Source organism: Geminicoccus flavidas (assembly GCF_009806515.1).
Taxonomy (GTDB): Bacteria; Pseudomonadota; Alphaproteobacteria; order Geminicoccales; family Geminicoccaceae; genus Geminicoccus; species Geminicoccus flavidus.
Window position 1 is genome coordinate 1 of the sequence record NZ_WUJP01000261.1, and the last position, 21028, is coordinate 21028.

19 protein-coding genes and 2 pseudogenes are annotated in these 21028 nt (G+C 69.6%); 13 read left to right on the top strand and 8 right to left on the bottom strand.

Going from position 1 to position 21028, the window contains the following annotated elements:
• The first annotated feature begins 272 nt into the window (after positions 1-272).
• The 3 genes from EQG76_RS07215 (at position 273) to EQG76_RS07225 (ending at position 6492) form a co-directional block, all read left to right on the top strand.
• Positions 273-3611: a DEAD/DEAH box helicase gene (locus tag EQG76_RS07215; protein WP_159711947.1), complete on the top strand. Its 3339-nt coding sequence runs from the start codon at positions 273-275 to the stop codon at positions 3609-3611.
• Positions 3612-3780: 169 nt separating this feature from the next.
• Positions 3781-5952 (top strand): calcium-binding protein, encoded by a 2172-nt coding sequence (locus tag EQG76_RS07220; RefSeq protein ID WP_159711949.1) that lies wholly within the window; start codon positions 3781-3783, stop codon positions 5950-5952.
• Positions 5953-6069: 117 nt separating this feature from the next.
• Positions 6070-6492 carry an organic hydroperoxide resistance protein gene (locus EQG76_RS07225; protein ID WP_159711951.1) on the top strand — a complete coding sequence of 141 codons (423 nt, stop codon included), beginning with the start codon at positions 6070-6072 and terminating at the stop codon, positions 6490-6492.
• A gap of 13 nt (positions 6493-6505) precedes the next feature.
• On the opposite strand, the gene EQG76_RS07230 is transcribed toward EQG76_RS07225, so the two are convergent.
• Positions 6506-6961, bottom strand: coding sequence for a YaiI/YqxD family protein (locus tag EQG76_RS07230; RefSeq protein WP_159711953.1), 456 nt, complete (start codon positions 6959-6961; stop codon positions 6506-6508).
• A gap of 157 nt (positions 6962-7118) precedes the next feature.
• Between EQG76_RS07230 and EQG76_RS07235 the strand changes: the two genes are divergently transcribed.
• Positions 7119-8054 carry an acetamidase/formamidase family protein gene (locus EQG76_RS07235; RefSeq protein ID WP_159711955.1) on the top strand — a complete coding sequence of 312 codons (936 nt, stop codon included), beginning with the start codon at positions 7119-7121 and terminating at the stop codon, positions 8052-8054.
• A 105-nt stretch (positions 8055-8159) separates the two neighbouring features.
• On the opposite strand, the gene EQG76_RS07240 is transcribed toward EQG76_RS07235, so the two are convergent.
• Entirely contained in the window at positions 8160-8339 is a 180-nt protein-coding gene (locus EQG76_RS07240) for a hypothetical protein (RefSeq protein ID WP_159711957.1), read from the bottom strand.
• Positions 8340-8481: 142 nt separating this feature from the next.
• Between EQG76_RS07240 and EQG76_RS07245 the strand changes: the two genes are divergently transcribed.
• A complete protein-coding gene (locus EQG76_RS07245; RefSeq protein WP_159711959.1) occupies positions 8482-8955 on the top strand; it encodes a VOC family protein in 474 nt (157 codons plus the stop codon).
• Between the two features lie 16 nt (positions 8956-8971).
• On the opposite strand, the gene EQG76_RS07250 is transcribed toward EQG76_RS07245, so the two are convergent.
• Entirely contained in the window at positions 8972-9496 is a 525-nt protein-coding gene (locus EQG76_RS07250; protein WP_159711961.1) for a hypothetical protein, read from the bottom strand.
• 133 nt (positions 9497-9629) lie between these two features.
• Here EQG76_RS07250 and EQG76_RS07255 point away from each other — a divergent pair, with 133 nt between their 5' ends.
• A complete protein-coding gene (locus tag EQG76_RS07255; RefSeq protein ID WP_159711963.1) occupies positions 9630-11261 on the top strand; it encodes an FAD-dependent monooxygenase in 1632 nt (543 codons plus the stop codon).
• Between the two features lie 74 nt (positions 11262-11335).
• Positions 11336-11917, top strand: a complete 582-nt coding sequence (locus tag EQG76_RS07260) for an HPF/RaiA family ribosome-associated protein (protein ID WP_159711965.1) — start codon at positions 11336-11338, stop codon at positions 11915-11917.
• Positions 11918-11997: 80 nt separating this feature from the next.
• Here EQG76_RS07260 and EQG76_RS07265 read toward each other — a convergent pair whose 3' ends face one another.
• Both EQG76_RS07265 and EQG76_RS07270 read right to left on the bottom strand, forming a co-directional pair.
• Positions 11998-12276: an MliC family protein gene (locus EQG76_RS07265; RefSeq protein ID WP_235031244.1), complete on the bottom strand. Its 279-nt coding sequence runs from the start codon at positions 12274-12276 to the stop codon at positions 11998-12000.
• 40 nt (positions 12277-12316) lie between these two features.
• Positions 12317-12625, bottom strand: coding sequence for a hypothetical protein (locus EQG76_RS07270; RefSeq protein ID WP_159711969.1), 309 nt, complete (start codon positions 12623-12625; stop codon positions 12317-12319).
• A gap of 290 nt (positions 12626-12915) precedes the next feature.
• Here EQG76_RS07270 and EQG76_RS07275 point away from each other — a divergent pair, with 290 nt between their 5' ends.
• From EQG76_RS07275 to EQG76_RS07295, 5 genes are all read left to right on the top strand, one after another.
• Positions 12916-13143 (top strand): hypothetical protein, encoded by a 228-nt coding sequence (locus tag EQG76_RS07275; protein ID WP_159711971.1) that lies wholly within the window; start codon positions 12916-12918, stop codon positions 13141-13143.
• Positions 13144-13216: 73 nt separating this feature from the next.
• Positions 13217-14005 (top strand): molybdate ABC transporter substrate-binding protein, encoded by a 789-nt coding sequence (gene modA / locus EQG76_RS07280; RefSeq protein WP_159711972.1) that lies wholly within the window; start codon positions 13217-13219, stop codon positions 14003-14005.
• A gap of 27 nt (positions 14006-14032) precedes the next feature.
• The gene (gene modB / locus EQG76_RS07285; protein ID WP_159711974.1) at positions 14033-14728 is read left to right on the top strand and encodes a molybdate ABC transporter permease subunit; all 696 of its coding nucleotides are present in this window, start codon (positions 14033-14035) and stop codon (positions 14726-14728) included.
• A complete protein-coding gene (modC, locus tag EQG76_RS07290; RefSeq protein ID WP_159711976.1) occupies positions 14725-15822 on the top strand; it encodes a molybdenum ABC transporter ATP-binding protein in 1098 nt (365 codons plus the stop codon). Before modB ends, modC begins: the two co-directional genes overlap by 4 nt.
• A gap of 235 nt (positions 15823-16057) precedes the next feature.
• Entirely contained in the window at positions 16058-17116 is a 1059-nt protein-coding gene (locus EQG76_RS07295) for a S1C family serine protease (RefSeq protein WP_159711978.1), read from the top strand.
• A gap of 30 nt (positions 17117-17146) precedes the next feature.
• Here the strand turns inward: EQG76_RS07295 and EQG76_RS33305 are convergent.
• From EQG76_RS33305 to EQG76_RS07310, 3 genes and pseudogenes are all read right to left on the bottom strand, one after another.
• Positions 17147-18052 (bottom strand): annotated as a pseudogene (locus EQG76_RS33305) (NAD(P)-dependent oxidoreductase); the annotation flags it as partial.
• Positions 18053-18158: 106 nt separating this feature from the next.
• Positions 18159-19781 (bottom strand): alcohol dehydrogenase catalytic domain-containing protein, encoded by a 1623-nt coding sequence (locus EQG76_RS07305; RefSeq protein ID WP_159711982.1) that lies wholly within the window; start codon positions 19779-19781, stop codon positions 18159-18161.
• Positions 19778-20656 (bottom strand): MurR/RpiR family transcriptional regulator, encoded by an 879-nt coding sequence (locus tag EQG76_RS07310; RefSeq protein ID WP_159711984.1) that lies wholly within the window; start codon positions 20654-20656, stop codon positions 19778-19780. Before EQG76_RS07310 ends, EQG76_RS07305 begins: the two co-directional genes overlap by 4 nt.
• 139 nt (positions 20657-20795) lie before the next feature.
• On the opposite strand from EQG76_RS07310, the pseudogene EQG76_RS07315 reads away from it, so the two are divergent.
• Positions 20796-21028, top strand: a pseudogene (locus EQG76_RS07315) (deoxyribose-phosphate aldolase); the annotation flags it as partial.

Below are 21028 nucleotides of genomic sequence, written 5' to 3' on the forward strand. Positions count from 1 at the left end.
TGCGGCTCGACCGCCTCAATCCTGTGGCTAAAACGCACCAGTGCCGGGTGGAACTGGTTTCCGACCAGCACGAGGCCATCGATTGGGGATGAAGATGGTTTCATCTAGGGCCGTCGCTCGCTCGTCTGGGGGATACTGTCATTCCCATTGGAGCCTCCGGCGCGCAACGGTCGTTGCGCGTGACCGGCGGTTCCTGCCGATCGACTTTTCGCCGCGGTCTCCGGATGGTCCGGTGATCCACGTCAACCTGCGCTGACGACAAAAAAACAATCATGCTGCCCTTCTCTCGCGCCGACCTCGAGCGGCTCTATCACCCGGCGACCTGGAAGCGGGGGGAAACTCTCCAGGAACAGGGTACGGTCGTCGAACTCGATGTCGAGCGCGACGGCAAGACCATCTCCGGCAAGGTCAAGGAGGCCGACCGCCGGGTGCCCTATCTCGTGCGGATCCAGGTGCAGAATGGGCGCGGCGGCCGCGTGAAGGTCTCCTCGACCTGCACCTGCATGATCCACACCCAGTGCGAGCATGCGGTGGCGATGCTGCTGCACGCCTTGCACAAGACCGCGGCGCCCGAGCCCGAGGAGCAGACCGTCGCGATCGACAGCGAGACGGAAGCCTGGCTCGCCGCCATGTCCGGCACGAGCCGGGCCAGCGATTCCGACAACGACGTGGTCCTCTACCTGCTGGAGCCGGCGCAGCGGTCCTGGCGCGACCTGGGCGTGGCCCAGCCGATCAGCGTGCGGACCTCGCGCGCCCGCCGGCTGCGCGACGGCATGTATGGACGCGACAACTCGGTCTCGATCAGCCAGATCGCCAGTGACGACGCGCCGCGCTTCGTCACGCTCGAGGACCAGGTGATCGGCCGGCTCCTGGCCGGCGTGCCGGGCAATGTCCGCCGCCTGGCCGGGCCGACCGACGGCGAGGTCCTGCGCATGATGCTCGCCACCGGCCACTGCCACTGGCAGAGCAGCACCAACCCGGCCCTCACCCTGGGCGAGGACCGGCCGGGCAAGGTGGTGTGGCGCTTCAACGGTGAGGGCCAGCAGCGCGCCTTGTGCGAGCTGGATGACGCCAACGACGACACGATCATCCTGAACCTGGGCCAGCCCTGGTATGCCGACCTGAAGAACGGCGTGGTGGGCAAGGTCGAGACCGGGCTGGACGTCCGCCAGCTCCGCCACCTGCTGAACGCCCCGGCGATCCCGGCGATCACGGCCGGCCTGGTGCGCCAGAAGCTGGTGGCCGCGGTGCCGGACATCCCGCTGCCCGAGCCCTTGAAGAAGCGCGAGCGGATCGAGGTGGCCCCGACCCCGGTGCTCCACCTGCACTGCCCGCGCGTCCAGGTGCAGCGCGGCCTCGGCTGGAACAAGGAGGTCGAGGACGTCGACCTGCCGCTGCTCCGCCTCTCCTTCGACTATGCCGGCGCGCAGGTCGGCTGGCAGGACGGCAAGACCGAGATCAACCATGTCTCGGACAACCGCCTGCTGGTGATCCCGCGCGACGCGCTCCTGGAAGTGCCCTATGTCGAGCGGCTGAACGCGCTGGGCCTCCAGCCCTTGGGCCCGACCGGGCTCGGCAAGTTCGCCGACCCGTCCTGCCGGCAGGACTTCACCTTCGAGGAGGGCGAGGAGGACGACGACCTCAGCTTCCGCTGGGTGCAGTTCAACCACCAGGAGCTGCCGCGCCTGGTCCGGGAAGGCTGGAAGGTCACCTTCGGGCCGGAATATCCCTATCGGGTCGCCAAGGTCACCAATGGCTGGCACCTCGATGTCGTGGAAAGCGGCATCGACTGGTTCGAGGCCAAGGTCGAGATCGACGTGGATGGCGAGCGCCTGCCGCTGCTCCCGGTGATCCTGGAGCTGTTCGAGCGCGCCCCTGAGAGCATGTCGCCGTCCGCCCTGGAGGAGGCCGGCGAGGAGCCGATCTACGCCAACCTGCCGGACGGGCGGATCCTGCCGATCCCGGCCGAGCGCCTGGCCGCAATCCTGCGCTCGCTCTACGAGCTGCTGGCTGCCGGCAAGGTCGATGAATCCGGCACGCTCAAGCTCAGCCGGGCCGAGGCGACCCGCCTGATCCAGCTGGAAGACGAGCTGCCCAAGAACACGCTGGTCTGGAACGGCGGAGAGAGCATCCGCCAGCTCGCCCGCCAGCTCACCGCCAACGGCGAGCTGCCCAAGTGCATGCCGCCAAGGCAGCTCAAGGCCGAGCTGCGCCCCTACCAGAAGCAGGGCCTGGACTGGCTGCAGTTCCTGCACCACGCCAACATCTCCGGCGTGCTGGCTGACGACATGGGCCTCGGCAAGACGCTCCAGACGCTCGCGCACATCGCGCTGCTGAAGGAGCAGGGCAAGCTCGACAAGCCGGTGCTGATCGTGGGCCCCACCAGCCTGATCCCGACCTGGCGCTCGGAAGTGCGCAAGTTCGTGCCGCACATCCGGCTCCTGGTCCTGCACGGCCAGGACCGCCACGACCTGTTCGAGCATATCCAGGACTATGACGTCGTCCTGACCTCCTATGCCCTGCTCCTGCGCGATGCCGACGAGCTCCTGGCGCGCGAGTGGCGGCTGGTGGTGCTGGACGAGGCCCAGGCGATCAAGAACCCGACCACCAAGCTCGCCAGGACGGCCTACAAGATCAAGGCCGACCAGCGCCTGTGCCTGACCGGCACGCCGATCGAGAACCATCTCGGCGAGCTGTGGTCGATGTTCAACTTCCTGATGCCCGGCTATCTGGGGGATCGGGAGAACTTCCGGAAGGTGTTCCGTACCCAGATCGAGAAGGACGGCAACCAGGAGCGCCAGCAGCTGCTGGCGGCGCGCGTCCGGCCGTTCATGATCCGCCGCACCAAGGACCAGGTCGCCCAGGACCTGCCCGAGAAGAACGAGATCATGCGCGAGATCGAGCTGACCGACACGCAGCGCGACCTCTACGAGACCGTCCGCCTCGCCATGCATGCCAGGGTGCGGCAGGAGATCGCCGAGCGCGGCCTGGCGCAGTCGAACATCGCGATCCTCGAGGCGCTGCTCAAACTGCGCCAGGTCTGCTGCGACCCGCGCCTGCTCAAGAGCGACAAGGTGGACGGGTTCGGCCTGTCCCAGTCGGCCAAGCTCGACCTGCTCTCAAGCATGCTGCCCGACATGATCGAGAACGGCCGCAGGATCATCATCTTCTCGCAGTTCGTCGAGATGCTCGACCTGATCGAGAAGATGCTGACCGAGGTCGACATCGACTTCGTCAAGCTGACCGGCCGCACCAAGGACCGCGAGACCCCGGTCAAGCGGTTCCAGGCCGGCGAGGTGCCGGTGTTCCTGATCAGCCTGAAGGCCGGCGGCACCGGGCTGACGCTCACCCGGGCGGACACGGTGATTCACTACGATCCGTGGTGGAACCCGGCCGTGGAGGCGCAGGCGACCGACCGCGCCCACCGTATCGGCCAGGACAAGACGGTGTTCGTCTACAAACTGATCTCGTCCGGCACCGTCGAGGAGAAGATGATCGAGCTGCAGCAGAAGAAGAAGCAGCTCGTCGACGGCATCCTGACCGGTACTGCAGGGAGCATGAGCTTCTCCGAGCAGGACATCGACCAGCTGTTCGCGCCACTGGAGGTCTGAGCCACCCGCCACCCGTCCGGCCAGCCGGCGGGTGGCGGAAGTTCTCCCAGTTTTCTCCTTGTGGTTGGGCGGCGCCGGACGCCGTTTCCCCCACCATTTTCGACAGGCCCGGGTCGCCGGTGCGGACTAGATAAAGGTCAACGAGAATTTATGGACTCGGGCCTTTGTCATGCGAATTACCGGAACTAACCAAAACGATGACCTCACCGGCACTGCCGGCGCCGACGTGATCGCCGCGCGCGGCGGCGAGGACGTCGTGGATGGAGGTGCCGGCGACGATCTGCTGGCCGGCGGCCAGGGCAACGACACGATCCAGGGCGGGCTCGGCAACGACGTGATCGGCGGCGACGGGTTCGCCGATCCGCAGGCCGGCGGCATCACGCTGGGCGACGAGCCGGGCGACGACTGGCTGATCGGCGGGGCCGGCGACGACCGGATCGAGGACCGTTCCGGCAGCGACCTGATCGAGGGCGGCGACGGCGACGACCTGCTGCTCGATGGCGATGGCGGCGGCATCATCCGTGGCGGGTCCGGCCAGGACCGGATCTTCCTCCAGGGCACCGACGGGGCCGGCGCGTTCGGCGACGCCGATGCCGACCGCTTCACCGTGGAGCGCGCCGGCGCGATCTGGCTGGACGGCGGCGGCGGCGACGACCGCATGATGGTGGAGGCGCAGGCCGCGGTGGTGCGCGGCGGCGAGGGCAGCGACCAGATCGCGTTCAGCAACGGGGAGTTCCTGGGCATCCCCTCGGTCATGGCGCGCAGCCATGGCGGTGCCGGCGACGACCGGCTCGACGGGACGGCCTATTGGAACGACCTGCGCGGCGAGAACGGCGACGACCGCCTGTTCGGCGCCGGCTCGTTCGCCCGCCTGGATGGCGGGGCCGGCACGGACACGCTGGTGGCGTTCGCCGAGCGCTCGGTGCTCACCGGCGGGGCCGGTGCCGACCTGTTCCACCCCTCATCCGGCGAGGTGACGGTCACCGACTTCCTGCGCGGCCAGGACCGGGTGGCGTTCGAGGGCCGTGGCTTCGCCGACCTGGACACCAACCACAACGGCATCCTGGACAATGGCGATCAGTGGGTGAGCGTCCGGCAGATGATGCTGGACGACGAGACCCGCCTGTCCACCGTGCTGCGCCTGCCGCCGGCCTCGCCCGAGGCGGGCGCGGTCACGGCCACCTTCTTCGGCGTCACCGGCCTGTTGGCCAGCGACTTCCGCACCGGCATCGACCCCATCCCCGGCGCCGCGCAGGCGCGGACCGTCCTGCGTGGCTTCGGCGCGGAGCGGACCGGTACGGAGAGCAGTGACCGGCTGGTGGGGACGGAGTTCGACGACGTCCTGGCCGGCGGCAAGGGTGCGGACCGGCTGGAGGGTCTGGCCGGCAACGACCTGCTGCTGGGCGGGCGGCGCGACGACCTGCTGCTGGGTGGCGAGGGCGACGACGTGCTGGTCGGCGAGGGCGGCCAGGACCGGCTGGAGGGTGGCAGCGGCGACGACAGCCTGATGGGCGGGCTGGCCGACGACGTGCTGATCGGCGGCAGCGGGCGGGACATGCTGAACGGCGGTGCGGGGCTCGACCTCCTGGACGGCGGCGACGGTGACGACGCGATCTTCGACGAGGCGGACGTTGCCGATCTGGATGCCGGAGCCGGCGACGACTGGGTGCGCCTGGGCACGGGCCGGGAACGCTTCGACCGGGCCGAACTGCGCCTGGGCGAGGGGGCCGACCGGGCGGACGTGCTGGGCGGCGACGTGCGCATCCATGGCGAAGGCGACGACATCCTGCGCGTGGGCTTATGGGACAATCTCCTGCATGGCGGGGAGGGCCAGGACTGGCTGGGCGGCGGCCAGGACGGCGACACGCTCCTGGGCGATGGCGGCAACGACAAGCTGGGCGGCGGGGCCAGCAGTGACCGGCTGAACGGCGGGGCCGGCGACGACCTGCTAGTGGGCGGGGCCGGTGACGACCTGGTCGCGGGGGCCGCCGGTGACGACCAGTTCCTGTTCCGCGCCTGGTCGCTGGACGGGGTGATCGAGGGCGACGAAGGCGAGCGGGTGCTGGACTTCGTGCGTGGCGAGGATCGCCTGCTGCTGCGTGGCGGCACCGGCTTCGGCGCGGAAGGCCGGGTCGTCACGCTCGCCATGCTCGACAGCAACGGCGACGGCGCGCTCGGTGCTGGCGACCACGGCATCGGGCTTTCGGCCGGTACGGTGAACGGTGCCGAGGTCCAGAGCCTGGTGATCGACCTGGGTGCCGCCTTGGGCCTGGCTGCGGCCACCGGGCACCGGGTGACGCTCGTGGGCATCGACCGGCTGTTCGCCCCCGATCTCGGCTGAGGCCGGGGATCGCCTATAGTCCCCCTGGCAAAACGGGGATGGCCCAGAGGGTGCGGGCACCTCTATACCCGGAAGCCTCGGGCGACAGGGAAGCCCGGCCACAGGAGGAAAGACGCAATGCCCATTCTCTACACCACCAAGGCATCCGCCACCGGTGGCCGCCAGGGCCATGCGCGCAGCGAGGACGGCAAGGTCGACGTCCAGCTCGACACGCCCAAGGAGTTGGGCGGCGGGGGCGGCCCCGGCACCAATCCCGAGCAGCTGTTCGCCGCCGGCTACTCGGCCTGCTATCTCGGCGCCCTGAAGTTCGTGGCCAACCAGCAGAAGGTGAAGATCAGCGAGGACGCGAAGGTCACCACCACGGTCGGCATCGGTCCGCGCGAGGACGGCGGCGGCTTCGGCCTCGCCATCTCCATGGAAGTGAGCCTGCCGGGCGTGGACCGTGCCAAGGGCGAGGAGCTGATCCAGGCCGCTCATGTGGTCTGCCCCTATTCGCACGCAATCCGCGGCAATCACGAGGTGCAGACCACCCTGGTCTGAGCCTCCGGGCGCTCTAGCGGCCGGTACGGCGGATCGCCTGCACGGCCGTGTCCAGCGCCACCAGGAAGCGCGAGCGGTCCTCCTTGGCGAACGGCCGCCCGCCGCTCCGGATCTCGCCGGTCTCGCGCAGCGTGGTCATCAGGTTGCGCAGCGCGAGATCGGCACCGATCGACGACGGCGTAAACGCCTTGCCGTTCGGCCCCAGCACTCTCGCCCCCTTCTTCACGCAGCGGTCCGCCAGCGGGATGTCGGCGGTGACCACCACGTCGCCCTCGCCCGCCTGCTCCACGATCCAGTCGTCGGCCTTGTCCAGCCCCTCGGTGACGATCACCCGGCTGATGCGCGGATGCTCGGGCACGCGCAGCCACATGTTGGCGACCACCACCACCCGCCACTGGTAGCGGTCCGCGACCCGATAGACCTCGTCCTTCACCGGACAGGCATCGGCATCGACATAGATCGTGTTCAACCGTCCTCCGCATCTGCTGGCCGGCGCATCATGTCCTGCTCAGGGCCTGAGCGCCATGCCTGAAGAATGATCAGGAAAAACATCGACTTGGCGGTTCCCCACCGCGAGCACCGGCCATATGCTGGCCCGGACAGGAGTAGGGGGTATCCAGGTCGTCATGAGCCGTCATCACGTCATCGAGCCGACGCCGGAGAACATGGTCTACGGCTTCTTCGACGCCACGCTGCCACCGATCCTGGAGGTGGATTCCGGGGACACCGTGACGCTCACCAGCTGGCCCGCGGGCGGGCTGGACAGCATGCCGCCCGACCGCTCGCGCGTTGCCGAGCTCAATTTCGCCGCCCACGAGCGCTCCCTGGGCGATGGGCCGCATTTCGTGACCGGCCCGATCTATGTGCGCGGTGCCGAGCCCGGCGACGTGCTGCAGATCGACATCCTGTCCCACGAGCTGCCCTATGACTGGGGCTTCGTCTCGATCCTGCCGCTGCTCGGCACGCTGCCGGGCGAGTTCACCGAGTACGAGACGATCTTCCCCGACATCGACCGCAACCAACGCACGATGAAGCTGCCCTGGGGCAAGGAACTGCCGCTCGACCCGTTCTTCGGCGTGCTCGCGGTGGCCCCGCCGAAAGCCTGGGGACGCCAGCCCACCCCGCCGCCGCGCGTGTTCGGCGGCAACATGGACAACAAGGAACTCAAGCCCGGCACGACCCTCTATCTGCCGGTCTTCAACGAGGGTGCCCTGTTCAGCGCCGGCGACGGCCATGGGGTGCAGGGCGACGGGGAGGTCTGCATCACCGCGCTCGAGACCGCGCTGACCGGCACCTTCCGCCTCAGCGTGCGCAAGGATCTCGACTACACCTACCCGTTCGCCGAGAACGAGACCCACCTGATCTCGATCGGCCTCCACGAGGACCTGGATGATGCCGCCGCCCAGGCGGTGCGCCAGATGGTCGAGCATATCTGCCGGCGCACCGCGCTCAACCGCAACCAGGCCTACATGCTCTGCTCGCTGGCCGGCGACCTGCGCGTCACCCAGACGGTGGACGGGCAGAAGGGCTGCCACATGATGCTGGCCAAGGACAAGCTCTGAGCCGGTCCCGCCTCTTGCTGTCGTCCCCCGCACATGCGGGGGATCAACCACGGACGATTCCCCAGGTAGATCCCCCGGTCGAGCCGGGGATGACGAGGCGGACCCTCAGCGCCCCTGCTGATAGCCCTGGTGGTGGGTGTTCTGGTTGATGTTGCCCTGGCGACCCTGCTCCTTGAGGTTGTTCCGGGTCGGCGCCTTCGGCGAATGCTCCTTGGGCTGGCTCGGCGTGTGGGAGGTCATGCCCGGGTCGCGGTTCTGCTCGGGGATCGGCGGTGTCTTGCTCATGCTGCCTGCTCCTTGCTGGCCTGGGAGGGTAACCGCGGCAGGCAGGATACGTTCCGGCCGATCACGGCGGGTTGAGCCGCCTTCCTTCCCAGCGCACAGTCGGGCCGCGTCAGAAAAAGCGGCGCCAGGGAGGCAAACGAACATGACCGTCGAAGGCAGCATCATCCAGGTGGCCTATCTCGTGCGCGACCTGGAGGCGGCGATGCAGCGGCACTGGGAGGTCTGCGGCCAGGGCCCCTGGGACGTCTACGAGTTCGACGCGACCAAGGTCGACGACTTCATCTATCGCGGCAGGCCGGCGACCCATAAGGCGCTGCTGGGGCTCACCTGGAAGGGCGCGGTGCAGATCGAACTGATCCAGCCGGTCAGCGGCTACTCCATCTATGACGAGCACATCGAAAAGCACGGCGAGGGCCTGCACCATGTGAAGTTCTACCATGCCGACTGCCAGAAGGCGGTGGCCCACTACACGGCTCAGGGCTACCCCGTGATCCAGAGCGGCCGGTTCAACCAGGACGAGCACTATTATCTCGATACCGAGAAGGACTTCGGCTACGTGATCGAGTTGGGCAATGTGGGGCGGGTCCCGCCGCCCAACCGGCGCTATCCGGCCTGACTCGATCCCGCCCGGTTCAGCCCTGGTCGTCGCGCCGGGCCTGCGCGTCCTTCACGAACTGCGACACCCGGCCGATCTCGCGTGGATCAGTCTGCACCGTGTCCTTGGGATTCTCGATCGACGCGGCATCGGCGGCGGCGTGCGGCCCCGGCTGCGGGTGATGGACCGGCGCGTTGCGCTTGCGCTCCAGCGCCGCCTGCAGCCGCGCCAGGTTCTGCTGCCGGCGCCGCTCGACCGCGAACTGGCCCAGCCGGCTGTTCACCCGCCGCAGCGCCTGGGAGAACACCTGCTTGCGGGCGGCCAGCTGCTGCTCGTTGGCCGAACCCTCCCGCTGGCTGCGTGGCTCCGCCTTGCCGCGGCGCAGGCGGTGTCCCTGGCGGATCTGGCCCTGCAGCCGGCCGCGCTGCTCGCGCAGCCAGCGGGCGAGTTCGACCAGCTCGTCCCGCTCCGCGCCGACCAGCCCCGGATAATGGCTGAAGCGCACCCGCTCCAGCTCGCTCTGGGACAGAAGGCTGCGCTCCCTGGACGCTCCGATGCTCATGGTTCCCCTCCTGGCGGTTCAACGGTCTGCTCGGTTGACCGATATGTCCCGCGGCCGGTCATTCTCCAGATGCCGCATGCAAATAGGCCGCACCTGTGCGAACTTGGGCCGCAGATCAGGGAATGGATAAACGATGGCTGAGATACTCGTGGTGGGTGCCGGGCCGGTCGGCCTGACCATGGCGATCGCCCTGGCCCGCCAGGGCCTAACCTGCCGGATCATCGACCGGCTGGACACGCCCAGCCCCTACTGCCGCGCCATCGGCGTGACCCCGCGCACGCTCGAGGTCTGGGACGATCTCGGCATCGTCCGGCCGATGATCGACGGTGGCATCTGGCTGCGCGGCCTGCGGATGGTGGTGAACCGCCAGGTCGCGCAGGAGGTGACGGGCGGCCTGCCGGACCTCCCCTACGGGCTGAACCTGGGCCTGCCGCAGAACGTGACCGAGCGTATCCTGACCGCGCATCTGGCCACATTGGGCATCCGGATCGAGCGCGGCACGACGCTGACGTCGCTGGCGCAGGACAAGGACGCGGTGCAGGTCACGCTGGAGCGGAATGGACAGAGCGAGACGGCCCGCTTCGCCTATGTCGTCGGCTGCGACGGCGCGCACAGCAGCGTGCGCAAGGCGCTCGGCATCGGCTTTCCAGGCGAGGCCTATCCGGTCGAGTTCATGCTGGGCGACGTCCGCTTGACGACCGACCTGCCGCGCGGCGTGGCGCTGCGCGCGGTCGGCTTCGGCGAGGAGGGCATGACCGGCTTCCTGGTGGCGATCCCGCTCCCGGAAGCGCAGCGCTATCGGCTGTCCATGTTCGCCCCCGACGACCTGGCACCGCCCCCAGCGGGCGACGGGGTCGCCCACGGCATCCAGTCCGAACGGCCGGCCCCGGGGCTGGAGCGGCTGCAGGCCGAGGTCGACGCCGTCCTGCCCGGCCTGGTGCTGTCCGACCTGCGCTGGTCGTCGATCTACCGCATCAGCATGCGCCTGGCCGAACGCTACCAGTCGGGCCGGGTGTTCATCGCCGGCGATGCCGCGCACATCCACCCGCCCACCGGCGGCCAGGGCATGAACACCGGCATCCAGGACGCCTACAACCTCGCCTGGAAGCTGGCCCTGGTGATGGGGGGCGCGGCACCGCCCGAACTGCTGGACAGCTACGAGGCGGAGCGCCGGCCGGTGGGCGAGGACGTGCTGGCACGGACGATCGCCGAGACTGAGGCATTCCGCACCGGTGCCCGTGGCGGCGAAAGCAAGCTCCAGGGCGCCCAGCTCGCCATCAGCTACCGGGACAGTGCCTGGGTCCGCGACGAGGCCAGCACCGCCATGGCGGACGGGCCGCAGGCGGGCGACCGGGCGCCGGACGCGAACGGCCTGGCGCAGGCCGAGGTGGGATATCCCCTGCGCCTGTTCGACCTGCTGCGCGGGGCCGGGCACGTCCTGCTGCTGCGGCTGGACGATGCTGGCGACGCCGAGACGGCCGTGAGCCTCGCCGCCACCCTCGCCGCCCGCCACGGCGACCTCCTGCGCTGCTACGCGCTGGCCCCGGCCGGCCAGGTTCTGGACGAGATGCCGGGCCTCCCGCTGCTGGCGGATGCGGCCGGCGAGTTCCAGCGCCGCTATGGCGGGTCTGGCCGAGCCGGCTGGCTGGTCCGACCGGATGGCTATCTCGGCTACCGGACCGGCGACTGGCGGGACAGCGGCCTGCCCGCCTGGCTGGAGCGGGTCCTGCCGGCAGCGGCCGGCCGTCGCAGCCCGCCCCCTTGAACCGGCCGGGCCTAGGCCGACGTTTCTGATGAGGATCGAGGCAACGATCCGCCATCGAAGAAAGGGAGCCTCGCATGGAACGGCCGCTGCAGATCACCTACAAGGGCCTGGAGACGTCCGAATTTCTCGATTCGCTCATCCGCGAGCGGGCCGCGAAACTGGAACGCTACCATCCGAACGTGATCGGCTGCCGTGTCGTGGTGGAGGTACCGCACCGCAGCGCCGAGAGCGGCAAGACGCCGATCGGCATTGCGGTGGAAGTCGAGGTCCCGGGGCGGAACCTGGTGGTCGCCAAGGCCGGCACCGAGCGGCGCGAGGCCAAGAATGATCACACCCAGATCGTCACTCGTGCCTTCGACATGGTGCAGCGCCAGCTCGAGGACGGTGTCGAGGCCCAGCGCGACGTGAACCGCCAGACCGGCGGGAGCGACCTCCAGACCGGTCAGATCGTCCGGCTGTTCAAGGACGCCGACTACGGCTTCGTCGAGGTGCGGGGCGGCCCCGACCTGCATTTCACCCGCTCCGACGTGATCAGCGGCAACTTTGACGAGCTGGAGGTGGGGACCATGGTCCAGGTGACCCCGTCGCCGGCACTGGGCCCGATGGGACCGCGCGCCTCCGAGATCCGGCTGTTCACCAGGGACCGGACGCCCTGACCGGACCAGACACCTGATCGGGGAAGATCCGGTCGATCAAGCAGGGGTTGCGCCCGGTCGTCCCGGCCGGGCGCGCCTGGTCAGGACGCCACCTTGCACTGGGTCGTGGGTTTGCCGTCGGCAGTCCAGCTCGCCTCGTCGCCCTTGCCGCGCAGCTCGTTGCCTTCATCGGCGTACCACATGCCCGAGCCCGAGCGCTGCTGCGGGATGATCAGGGTTTCGCCGCCGTTCTCGGTGACGATCGCCGAGTCCGGCTCGAACCAGACCTCGAGCGTGTTGCCGTTCTCGCAATGGTAGGTGACCGTGCTGACGTCCCGGATCTCCGGGTCGTTCTTCGGCTGCACGGCGCAGGCCGTCATCGCAGCCACGGCGGCGGCAGCCAGGGCGGCCGGCCAGATTTCAATCTTCCTCTTCCCGGACGGCACTGCCGACCTCCACTGACTTGGTTCGCTTGTCGTAGACGCAGACGACCATCGCCCAGCCGTCGCCGCCGCGTTCTTTGCCCCGCACCACTGCCAGCCCGAAGGACGGGCTGCCGAACGGATCGACCGTGGCCACGGCATCTTCGAGAAGCGGTGCCGCCTCGGCAAGGCAGGCAGCGGCCACGTCGTCGCGAAATCTCGACCAGGCCTCGTCCGTGGCCGCCTGCGCAGCGCCCGGCAGGCACAAGGCCAGGGCCACGCTCATCCTGCTGGCGGTCCGCCCCATCGCTTTCCTCCGCTCCGCGCTTTCCCGGCCGGAACTTGAATCCGGCCTTTAGTATTATTGATCCGATCCGGTGCGGGAGACGATTGCCGCCAGCCCTGCGGGTTATGTAGATCTATAGCGCCGGCCCGTCCGCCGGCCGCGGGCATTTGCCGGTCCAGCTTGCGCCGCGTGACCAAACGCTAAGCGCCACGACCCTGTCGTGGTTCACCTTCACAAAAGGCGAACCATTCATGTCTACCTCCTCCATCGGCTTCCTCCACCAATCCGAACGAACCAGGTCCGAGGGATCGATGCCCAGGGATGATCGTCCCCTTCCCGTCATCGTCGACAACCAGCCGATCGGCCTCCTGCTCGAGGCCGGCCAGGGCTTCCGCTTCGTGGCCGCCGATCCGGCCTTCCGCCTGCTCGACGGCAGCCGGTTCTTCCGCCTGGAGCAGGTCCAGCGGGCGGCCGGTGCGATGAAACGCGCTTTGGCCGAACGCGGCCCCGGCGCACGCGCGGCCTGCCGGACCTGCTGACCGCGCACCAGCCACGCTTGGCGCGCCGTCGGGGGCGTTATATCCTGCCGGAAATTTCGCTCCCGGAGGTTCCATGCTTCGCCGCCGCCATCTCGCCGGTGCCGTCCTGGCTCTGGGTCTTCTGCTCCCGCTGGGTGCGCATGCGGCGGAGAGGCTTACCGTGTTCGCCGCGGCCAGCCTGAAGAACGCGCTGGACGAGGCCATCACGGCGTTCGGTGCAGCGAGCGGCACTGAGGTGGTCGCCTCCTATGCGGCGAGTTCCGCGCTCGCCAAGCAGATCGAGGCGGGGGCGCCCGCCGACCTGTTCATCTCGGCGGACATCCCCTGGATGGACTACCTGGCTGAGCGCGACCTGATCGAGCCGGCCAGCCGCGTCGACCTTTTGGGCAACACGCTGGTGCTGGTGGCACCGGCCGACTCGGACGTTGCCGTCACCGGGATCGGTGCCGATACCGACTTCGCCGCCCTGTTGGGCGATGGGCGGCTCGCGGTGGGCCAGGTCGACTCGGTGCCGGCCGGCAAGTATGCCAAGGCGGCGCTGGAGAAGCTCGGCGTCTGGCCCGCGGTCGAGGCGAAGCTCGCCCAGTCCGACAATGTCCGCGCCGCTTTGGCCCTGGTCTCGCAGGGCGAGGCCCCACTCGGCATCGTCTATGGCAGCGACGCGGCGAGCGACCCCAAGGTGAAGGTCGTCGGCACCTTCCCCAAGGGCAGCCATCCGCCGATCATCTACCCGGCGGCCCTGGTGAAGGCCGATCCGGCCAGGTCCGAGGCCGCCGCATTCCTGGCCTTCCTCCAGGGCGACGAGGCGGCGGCCGCCTTCCGCCGGGCGGGCTTCACCGTGCTGGACGGTGCCGCCTCCTGATCGGGTCGGCCGACTGACGCGCGGGCGATGGGTGCCTGGCTCACCCCTGAGGAATGGACCGCGGTCCTGCTGAGCCTGCGCGTCGCGACCGTCGCGACGCTGTGGAGCCTGCCGTTCGGCCTGCTGGTCGCGATGCTGCTGGCGCGCGGCCGCTTTCCCGGCCGGGCATTCCTGGACACGCTGGTCCATCTGCCGCTGGTCCTGCCCCCGGTGGTGACCGGCTACCTCCTCCTGCTCACCTTCGGCCGTCGAGCACCGGTGGGCAACTTCCTCGCCGAACAGTTCGGCATCGTGTTCGCCTTCCGCTGGACCGGTGCGGTGCTGGCCTGCGCGATCATGGCCTTCCCCCTGATGGTCCGGGCGATCCGCCTCTCGATCGAGGCGGTCGACCGCCGGCTGGAGCAGGCGGCCGGCACGCTGGGGGCGCATCCGGCCTGGGTGTTCCTGACGGTCACCCTGCCGTTGATCCTGCCTGGCATCGTCGCCGGCATGATCCTGTCGTTCGCCAAGGCGCTGGGCGAGTTCGGCGCCACCATCACCTTCGTGTCGAACATCCCGGGCGAGACCCAGACCCTGCCGAGCGCCATCTACACCCTCACCCAGATCCCCGACGGCGAGGCCGGCGCCATGCGCCTGGTCCTGGTCGCAGTGGCGATCTCGATGGCGGCGCTGATCGGCTCGGAGCTGCTGGCCAGGCGGATCCATCACCGGATCGGCGCATGAGCCTGGAAGTGCGGATCCGGCACCGGCAGGGCCGCTTCCTGCTCGATGCCGAGTTTGCCAGCACGGGCGGGCTCACCGTCCTGTTCGGCCGCTCCGGCTCAGGCAAGACCACCCTGGCCAACGCGATCGCCGGCCTGAACCGGCCGGGCGAGGGTGTCATCCGGCTGGGCGATACCGTCCTGCTCGATACGGCACGCGGCGTATTCCTGCCGGCGCACCGACGCCGCATCGGCTATGTCTTCCAGGATGCCCGACTATTCCCGCACCTCTCCGTGCGGCACAACCTGGTCTATGGGACCTGGTTCACCAGGCAGCGGCAGGCAGTTGCGGATCTGGACCAGGTGATCGGGCTGCTCGGAATCGGCCACCTGCTCGACCGGCGCCCGTCCGGCCTGTCCGGCGGCGAGCGGCAGCGGGTCGCGATCGGCCGGGCGCTGATGGCGAGCCCGCGCCTCCTCCTGATGGACGAGCCGCTGGCGTCCCTGGACGAGGCGCGCAAGGCCGAGATCCTGCCCTTCATCGAGCGGCTGCGCGACGAGGTCGGCATCCCGATCGTCTATGTCAGCCATGCGGTGGCCGAAGTGGCACGGCTCGCCACCACCGTCGTCGTGCTGGTTGATGGCCGGGTCGTGCGCAGCGGCCAAGCACGGCAGGTGATGGCGAGCCTCGACATGTTTCAGGGCCAGGAACGCGCGGAGGCCGGGGCGCTCCTGGACACGCGGCTGGCCGGGCACGAGCCGGCTTATGCGCTCTCGGTCCTCCAGGCGCCGGCCGGCCGCCTGCTCGTGCCGCTGCTGGACCGGCCGGTCGGCACACCTGTCCGCCTGCGCATCCGTGCCCGTGACGTGACGCTCGCCGTGCGCCAGCCAGACGGCCTGAGCGCCCAGAACATCTTGCCGGGCCGGATCACCGCGATCGGGCGCACCGACGGCCCCGTGGTAGACGTCCAGCTCGACTGCGCCGGCGACCTCCTGATCGCCCAGGTCACCCGCCGCGCCATCGCCACCCTGCCGCTCGAGGTCGGCCGGCCGGTCTTCGCCATCGTCAAGAGCATCAGCTTCGCGGACGGCAGCGACATGGGATCATCGGCCTGAACCTGCTATCCTGTTCGCCTAGGGTGCAGGATGCTCCGCGAACCGGACCCGACCCGACGTTTTGCGAAACGAACCCGAGACGGCCGCATCATCGCTCGACGAAACGAACCCGAGCCGACCCGGCCGGCGACCTGCCACCACACACGTTCCGTCGAGAACATTCGACATCCGCGCTTGACGCCCGTGCCGGCATCGCCGTCAACACCGTGGCCGCCCCGCCCGGAGGAACCGCCGCTTGCCCGTCCGCCTGCTCCGCATCGCGATCCTCTGGCTCCTGGCGCTCGCGACCCTCTGGACGGCCGAACCATACCTGCGCGCCCTCCTGTTCTCGGCCGACGAGCCCCGCGCGATCGCGGCCCGGGGTGCGCTTGCCGAGTTCGAGCAGAACGCCATGGAGGTGTTCGCGTCCCGCTCTGGTGCGGTGCCGCTGATCGCCACCCGCGGCCGGATGGGCGGCGGCACCGGCTCGGGCCTGGTCTGGGACGAGGCTGGGCACATCGTCACCAACAACCATGTGGTGGCCGGCTCGCGCGACGTGGTGGTGCAGTTCGGTGCCGGCAGCCCCGTGCCGGCTACGGTGATCGGCACCGCACCCGACTATGACCTGGCGGTGCTGCGCCCGCGCATCTCGCTGGGCGCGATCGAGCCGATCCCGCTCGGCACCTCGGTGGACCTGACGGTCGGCCAGACCGTCTATGCGATCGGCAACCCGTTCGGGCTCAGCCGCTCCATGTCCTCGGGCATCGTCAGCGCGCTCGACCGGCGCCTGCCGACCGCGTCCGGCCGGGAGATCCGCGGGGTGATCCAGACCGACGCCGCGATCAACCCCGGCAATTCCGGCGGGCCGCTGCTGGACACGGCCGGCCGGCTGATCGGGGTCAACACCGCGATTTACTCGGAGACCGGCAGCTTCGCCGGGGTGGGCTTCGCCGTGCCGGTCGACGTGGTGAACGAGATCGTCCCGCAATTGATCCGCCACGGCCATGCGCCACGGCCTGGCATCGGCATCGCCACGCTGGACGAACGGATCGCAGCCGGGCTGGAGGTGCCGGGCATCGTGATCGCCGAGGTGCTGCCGGGCGGTGCCGCCGACCGTGCGGGCCTGGTCGGCATCGACCCCCAGACCCAACGCCTGGGCGACATCATCACCCAGATCGAGGGCCAGGAGGTGCGGACCATCGCCGAGCTGGCCGAGCACCTGGCCCGGGCAGGCATCGGCAGCGAGGTCGAGCTCACCGTGGTCCGCGACGGCCAGGAGCGCCGGGTCCGGGTCCAGGTGATCGACATCGCCTGATCCCGGGCCTGACCCCAGCCCCGTCGAGCCTCAGTCGATCCCGTTCTGCTTGGCCACGATGTCGGTCAGCATCGGCACGTAGTCGTCGCCATGCCCGGTGCCGACCGCCAGCGCATAGCTGTTGCGCACCGCCGCTCCCACCGGGTTGGCCAGGCCCACCGAGTTCGCCAGTGCCGCCAGATAGGATACGTCCTTCAGTCCGTTGCGCAGGGTGAACTTGTGGGCGTTGCGGTCACCCTCGATCACGTAGCGCCGGAAGGTCTGGTAGAAGCCGCAATCCATCCGCCCGCCCTGGATCACGCTGTCGAACACCTGCGGGGTCAGGCCGACCTTGGCGCCGAGCGCCAGCGCCTCGGCATAGAGCGCGGCGTAGCCCATCGACAGGAAGTTGTTCAAAAGCTTCATGGTATGGCCGGTGCCGGTCGGGCCCGTGCGGATGATCCGGCCCGAGAAGGCCTCCAGCACCGGCCGGGCCCGCTCCACCGCCTCGTCCGGGCCGCCCACCATCACGTCGAGCTGGCCGGCCTCGGCATCGACCGGGGTGCGGCCGAGCGGCGCGTCGATCAGGGTGATGCCCCTGGGCGCCAACACCTCGGCCAGCTTCGTGGTCACCGAGGGCTCCGAGGTCGAGCAGTCGATCACCAGGAGCGGTCGGCCGGCGGCGGCCAGCCCGTCCGGCCCGGTCAGCACCGCCTGGACCTGCGGCGAACCGGTGACGCAGAGCAGCACGATGTCGGACCGCTCCGCCAGCTCCTTGGGCGTACGCGCCTCCTCGGCCCCGCGGCGCTTCAGGTCCTCCACCGGCTCACGGTTGCGGTGGCCCATGACGGTCAGGGGCCAGCCCTTCTCGACGATGTTCTTGGCCATGCCGTGGCCCATCAGGCCGACGCCGATGAACCCGATGCGTTCCTTGCTCACGTTCCGCTTTCCCGTGGACCTGTTGCCCGTAAACCCGTTCGCCGCCGCCGCAGTCGAGGCAGCCGGCCCGAGACCCTAGGAGCCCGGATCGATATGTCCAGCCCGCACCGATCTGCCGGGACGATCAACCGGCCGCGAGGCAGGCCTCGTCGTCTCGGGACCAGCCGGTGCTGCCGTCGCGACGCAGCTCGCCCAGGGGTGTGAGCGGCAGGTCGAGGCGGCCTGGATAGATCGCGATCTTGCCAGACAGCCGGCCCTCCGCGACCGCTTCCAGAGCATCCGGCAATGCTCCTAGCCCGCCCACTGCCTGGAGGTTGCCGGCCAGGTCCAGCCGGCCGGCCATCACCCGGTCGAGCACGGCCAGCTGGTCGGCCACGGCCGAGCCCGAGGAGCCGGTGAAGCGCACGCCGTCGCTTCCGATCCGCCAGAGTGGCAGCCGGCAGGGCTTGCCGAACGGCATGCCCGAGAACAGGACGAGCATGCCCCCCGGCGCCAAGTAGCCCGCCCCCGTCTCGATCAGCCCGACATCGGGCGCCACCACCACGACATCGTCGCAGCCGCCTGGCGCCAGTTCCCGCACCGTGGCTGGCACCTCTGCATCATACAGGATCACCAGCCGCCGGCCGTTGCGCCGGGCGAGCTCGCCGAAATCCTCCTCCAGGGCCTGGCGCCGTGCCGGCTTGCGCGAGGTCGCGAGGATGGTGGCGGGCCCGTCCGCCATCTCCAGCGCCCGGTGCAGGTGGATCCGGCCCATCGCTCCGCCGGCACCCAGGATCAGCGCAATCCCGCGGGCCTTAAGCTCGAAGCGGCAGCGCTCCGGACGGAACGCATCGGCCAGCCCTGGCCCCTCCGTCCCGAGCAGCGACAGGGCGTGGTAGTGGATCCGGGCTGCGTCCACCGCGACCAGGACCTGCTCCTGCGCACCTGCCAGCACCAGCAGCCCGCCCCGGTCGAGCCGGTCCAGCAGCGCGGTGATCAACTCCGGCCGGACCCTGCCGCGCAGGATGATGTCGTCGAAGCCAGGCCCTTTGGTGTCGGCCAGGAGCCGGTCGAGTGTCGGATGGTGCTCGACCGACGCGGCCGGTGCCGCCCAGGCCACCGCCGCCTGATCGGCCGCGACCAGCGTCGCCTCCTTGGCCGGCATGGCGATGTCCAGTGCTACCGCATCACCGCCCTCACCCGTCACCAGCAGGAGCCTGCCGTCCGGCTTAAACTCAGTCCGGCAGTTCGGCCGGTAGGCGGCCTCCACGCAAGAATAGGGCTCAAGCATCGCGATCGTGGCGGCGCTTGGCTGGTCCGGCACCGGGAAGACATAGGGCTCGTCGCCGCCCAGCGTGCGCGCGTCCAGGCGGATGTGCTGGGCAAAGCCGCCCGGCAGGTCCATGCCGATCGTGTGGCGCCGACCGGCCACGGTGATCGCGGGCTGCAGGCCGAGCCGGTCGCCGGGCCGGTAGCGGCCCTGCCAGTTCTCGCCCACTGCCACCACGGTCAGCGCCATCTCGTGGCCAAGCACCGCCGGCTCCTTGGCTAGGTCACGCTCCGAGAACAGGGGGTGGGCGGCACCCATCCGGATCACCTTGATGTCGGACGAGCAGACGCAGGCGGCATCGACCCGGGCGATCACCTCGTCCGGCCCCGGCGGGGCGAGCGGCACCTCGACGAAGCCGCCATTCTTGCCGATATCGCACAGGTCGCCCCCGGCGAACGGCCAGAAGCGGGTGGTGTCGGGCAGGTCGTGCTTGGTCATCGGCTCCGGCTCCTGGCGATGATGCGGTCGGTGGCGGCAAGACGCGGCAGGGCTATGGCCGGCTCCTGCACGGCGACAAGGGCGTAGAGGGCGTCGATCACCATGAGCTGGGCCATCTTCGCCACCATGGATTCGTGAATGCCCTCGCCACCGGTGGGCCGGCTGGCCGGGGTGGCGAGCAGCACGTCGGCAGCACGGGCAAGGGGCGAGTTCGCCGCCGAGGTGATCGCCACCGTCGGCATGCCCACGGCCAGCGCCTCCTGCACCGCGGACTGGACCACGCGAGTCCGCCCGGAATCGCTGATCGCGACCAGCGTGGCGCGCCCGGCCAGGCCGGCGATGGCAAAGAGCTGCAGGTTGGGATCGCGCTCGAAGATGCAGGCCTTGCCGATCCGGACGAAGCGCATGACCCCGTTCTCGGCCGCGAGCAAGGAGGAGCCGATCGCGACGAACAAGATCGTGTCGCGTGCCGCGACCAGCCGAGCGGCCTTCGCCAGCTCCTCAGGATCGAGCAGCCGCCGGGCCGCCTCGATCGCGGCGACCTGCCGGTGCGCGATCTTGGCGATGATCGTGCCGGCCTCGTCACCGAGGGCGATGCCTTCGTAAACCTCCTGGCCTGGGGGCACCGTGCCGGCTGCCCGGCCTTCGGCCAGCATGATGCGGAACTGCTGGTAGCTGCCGGCGCCCATCGAGCGGACGAAGCGGCTGACGGTCGCCTGGGACACGCCGGCTGCCTGTGCCAGCTCGCCGATCGTCATGGCCTTCACCCGGTCGGGCTGCGCCAGGACCAGGTCCGCCAGCCGGCCGAGCGTCGGGTTCAGGCCCGGGCGCTGCGCCTGGATCCGCCCGGCCAGTTCCGCCGCGGCTGCCGCCATCCTTCCTGGTCCCCTTGCCATGACCCGCATCCCTGGAAGTAATTTTCTCTTCAGGCCGCTTGCAATGAAATTCTCCTTCTGGCAGCTCCGCCGGCCATGAGGCCCGGCTTCAGCCGCCACCCTTGCCCGGGAGATCGAGATGTCCGCCGAGATCAGCAATCTGGCCGCCTTCATCGACCACACCATCCTGAAGGCCGATGCCACCCGCGCCGAGGTGGCGCGCCACTGCGCCGAGGCGAAGGAGCACGGCTTCAAGTCGGTTTGCGTGAACGCCATACATGTCGCCGAGGTGGCCGAGGCGCTCGCCGGCAGCGAGGTGCTGGCCTGTGCGGTGGTGGGCTTCCCCCTGGGCGCTACCCTGCCCGCGATCAA

Coding starts and splice junctions, on each gene's coding strand:
- EQG76_RS07215 (WP_159711947.1), top strand. CDS start 273: ATGCTGCCCTTCTCTCGCGCCGACCTCGAGCGGCTCTATCACCCGGCG.
- EQG76_RS07220 (WP_159711949.1), top strand. CDS start 3,781: ATGCGAATTACCGGAACTAACCAAAACGATGACCTCACCGGCACTGCC.
- EQG76_RS07225 (WP_159711951.1), top strand. CDS start 6,070: ATGCCCATTCTCTACACCACCAAGGCATCCGCCACCGGTGGCCGCCAG.
- EQG76_RS07235 (WP_159711955.1), top strand. CDS start 7,119: ATGAGCCGTCATCACGTCATCGAGCCGACGCCGGAGAACATGGTCTAC.
- EQG76_RS07240 (WP_159711957.1), bottom strand. CDS start 8,339: ATGAGCAAGACACCGCCGATCCCCGAGCAGAACCGCGACCCGGGCATG.
- EQG76_RS07245 (WP_159711959.1), top strand. CDS start 8,482: ATGACCGTCGAAGGCAGCATCATCCAGGTGGCCTATCTCGTGCGCGAC.
- EQG76_RS07250 (WP_159711961.1), bottom strand. CDS start 9,496: ATGAGCATCGGAGCGTCCAGGGAGCGCAGCCTTCTGTCCCAGAGCGAG.
- EQG76_RS07255 (WP_159711963.1), top strand. CDS start 9,630: ATGGCTGAGATACTCGTGGTGGGTGCCGGGCCGGTCGGCCTGACCATG.
- EQG76_RS07260 (WP_159711965.1), top strand. CDS start 11,336: ATGGAACGGCCGCTGCAGATCACCTACAAGGGCCTGGAGACGTCCGAA.
- EQG76_RS07265 (WP_235031244.1), bottom strand. CDS start 12,276: ATGACGGCCTGCGCCGTGCAGCCGAAGAACGACCCGGAGATCCGGGAC.
- EQG76_RS07270 (WP_159711969.1), bottom strand. CDS start 12,625: ATGGGGCGGACCGCCAGCAGGATGAGCGTGGCCCTGGCCTTGTGCCTG.
- EQG76_RS07275 (WP_159711971.1), top strand. CDS start 12,916: ATGCCCAGGGATGATCGTCCCCTTCCCGTCATCGTCGACAACCAGCCG.
- modA (WP_159711972.1), top strand. CDS start 13,217: ATGCTTCGCCGCCGCCATCTCGCCGGTGCCGTCCTGGCTCTGGGTCTT.
- modB (WP_159711974.1), top strand. CDS start 14,033: ATGGGTGCCTGGCTCACCCCTGAGGAATGGACCGCGGTCCTGCTGAGC.
- modC (WP_159711976.1), top strand. CDS start 14,725: ATGAGCCTGGAAGTGCGGATCCGGCACCGGCAGGGCCGCTTCCTGCTC.
- EQG76_RS07305 (WP_159711982.1), bottom strand. CDS start 19,781: ATGACCAAGCACGACCTGCCCGACACCACCCGCTTCTGGCCGTTCGCC.
- EQG76_RS07310 (WP_159711984.1), bottom strand. CDS start 20,656: ATGGCGGCAGCCGCGGCGGAACTGGCCGGGCGGATCCAGGCGCAGCGC.